Below are 2,617 nucleotides of genomic sequence, written 5' to 3' on the forward strand. Positions count from 1 at the left end.
CTTCAGTGGGCCATAGCACTTGTTGTATTAATTGCTGCTGGCAACTGGCTCTACAAAAGAACTGTGAAAGTCTAACGCGGCGGAGCAGTCATTAACGCTTCGCTGTCATTGAAAGAGGTAAATTTTGCTACTGCCTAAAATGACGCCGAAGGCAAATGACCGAATGACTTAATGACGGGTATTGTCATTTGCTTCGCGTCATTTAATAATTTTCTTGCAAAAAAATACAAAAGTTCAAAGATAATATCATAAAACCTGAGGAATAAGATATGTCAACTCCTGCTATAATAATGATGGTTATTATTTTAACCGTAGTTTGGGGGGGATTTATTTTTGCTGTTATAACAGCGATTAAGAAAGAAAAATCCAAAACCGGCGGCTAAAATGACTTACAATGAGTTCAAATCTCATTTGAAAAAAAAGCAGCTTAGCAGCTCATACCTTTTTGTCGGCCCTGAAGATTTTTTAATCGATGATTGTCTGAAAAGAATTGTTGAGCAGGTCGTCGATCCCGGCACAAAAGATTTCAATTTTGATGTTTTTTACGGCAATGAAGTGGATGGCGGTAAAATTCTTGATACAGTGAATGCTTATCCGATGCTGTCCGATTCCCGCCTGGTGGTAGTGAAGGATTTCCAGAAGCTTCCTGCTGCCGGTCTTGACTTGCTGGCTAAATATTTGGAAAAACCGGTTGCCAGTACAAAGTTAGTCTTGACGAGTCCGAAAATTGATTTGCGCAATAAAACTTTTTCTAAAATTAAATCCAAATCGATCTACATTGAATTCAAGCCGTTGTATGATAACGAAATACCCACCTGGATTCAAAATTATCTAAAAGGAAAAAATCTACAGATAAGTCATGAAGCGGGAATTCTTATCCAAGCGCGAGTGGGAAACAATTTACGGGCCCTTGTAAATGAACTTGATAAAATTATTTTGAATCTGGAAGGCCAGAGAAAAATCGAGGAGGCGGATGTTCAAAGGGTTGTTGGCGTTTCAAGAAATTTCAGCGTATTCAATTTGAACGATGCAATCGGGAATCGGGATCTAAATAAATCGTTGACAATTTTAAACCTGATGATTGAAAGCGGTGAATCGCCAACCGGAATTGTTGCCATGATGACCCGCCATTTTGTAAATTTATTGAAAGTTAAAGGTGCTGTTGCACAAAAGAAAAGCCAGAATGAAATTTCGGCGCTTACCGGCATTCCGCCCTTTTTTATTAGGAAGTCAAAAGAAATGGCTAACAATTACTCGAGCCAGCAATTTCACGATATATTTGAAAGTTTATTACAGGCGGATTTCATTTTAAAAACCAGTCAACAATCCCCGCAAATTGCACTCCAGACGTTGTTAATCAAAATAATAAATGACGTCGGTGCAAACATAAATTTTAAGTCTCAGATTTCGTGATCTCTTTTGCTTAACTTTTCTCATTAAAGCACTTTTTAACCAACGTCATAAACTTATGAAAGTGCTCCCCAATAGAGGAACTTTTTAAAACCAATATGGTTGAAGAATTCGGTAGTTCAAGTAAATCGAAACAATCCGGCGCACGTGATAAAAAACCTTCCGATGAGGACCTGATTGAACGATTTCAAAAAGGCGATTTATATGCTTTTGATTTAATTGTCAAAAGATATAAAGAGCAGCTTCTCAACTTCGTTTATCGTTTTGTGGGCAACCAGGAGGAAGCAGAAGATATCGTTCAAGAGACCTTTTTACGAGTCTATCGAAAGCGTAAAGCGTACAAGCGTATAGCAAAGTTTTCTACGTGGATTTATACGATTGCCGGTAATCTGTCACGTACGGAATTACGCCGTCGCAAAAGACGTAAATTGTTCTCCGTAACCGATATGGGTTATGAAGATCGCGACTACGAGATTTCAGACGAAGGATATAATCCCGAAAATCACGTAGAAGGAGTCATTCAAGAAGAGATTATTCATAAAGAAATTAATAACCTTTCTCCGAAGTTTCGCGAAGTCATAATTCTTCGCGATGTTCAGGAACTCTCATACGAGGAAATTAGTAAGATTATCCGTGTTCCAATCGGAACCGTCAAGTCTCGTGTAAACAGAGGCCGTTTAAAACTTCAAAGCCAATTAAAATATCTGATGAAAAAGAAGTAAGCTTTTCAGATAACTGCCGAAATATTAGTAAGAGGAGAACCTTCTGAGATGAAAAAGAGGATTGCCTATGCCAGAGTGTAAAAGTTTTGAAGAAAAGATTTTTGATTATGTTGACGGCTTACTTCCGACCGAGGCCAGAAAAGACGTTGTGAGACACCTGGAAGAATGCCTTGATTGCTCAGAGATATACGAGGGTGTGACGAAAGTTCGATGGCAGCTTCGAAACCTGAATTCAATCAAAGTTTCTCCGGACTTTGAAACTGTTCTTCGAACTCGAATCAGCATGGAAAGAAGCCTGAGCCGCCGCAGTTTTCTTAATCGTCCAATCAGGATACCCGTTTATGCAGCTACAGGAGCTTTAGCCTTTTTAGCTGCATTTTTTATTTTGAATCTATCAGACAGGCAATCAAATAATAATAGCGCCCCTTTAAAGGTTCCACCGTCGTTTTCATCCTCACAATTTTCTACAAATCAAACTAAACTGA

The 2,617-nt window shown here is 38.7% G+C and carries 4 protein-coding genes; all 4 read left to right on the forward strand.

Features of this window, described 5'->3' with window-relative positions:
- Positions 1 to 269: 269 nt before the first annotated feature.
- Complete coding sequence (locus IH879_22315) at positions 270 to 383, forward strand: methionine/alanine import family NSS transporter small subunit (protein ID MCH7677662.1); 114 nt, start codon at positions 270 to 272, stop codon at positions 381 to 383.
- Position 384: 1 nt separating this feature from the next.
- A complete protein-coding gene (holA, locus tag IH879_22320) occupies positions 385 to 1,413 on the forward strand; it encodes a DNA polymerase III subunit delta (GenBank protein MCH7677663.1) in 1,029 nt (342 codons plus the stop codon).
- 95 nt (positions 1,414 to 1,508) lie between these two features.
- On the forward strand, positions 1,509 to 2,132 hold the full coding sequence (locus IH879_22325; GenBank protein ID MCH7677664.1) for a sigma-70 family RNA polymerase sigma factor: 624 nt from the start codon (positions 1,509 to 1,511) through the stop codon (positions 2,130 to 2,132).
- A gap of 67 nt (positions 2,133 to 2,199) precedes the next feature.
- A partial coding sequence (locus IH879_22330) for a zf-HC2 domain-containing protein (protein ID MCH7677665.1) occupies positions 2,200 to 2,617 on the forward strand: 418 nt, incomplete at its 3' end.

The sequence above is a fragment of the candidate division KSB1 bacterium genome (assembly GCA_022562085.1).
Classification (GTDB): domain Bacteria; phylum Zhuqueibacterota; class Zhuqueibacteria; order Oceanimicrobiales; family Oceanimicrobiaceae; genus Oceanimicrobium.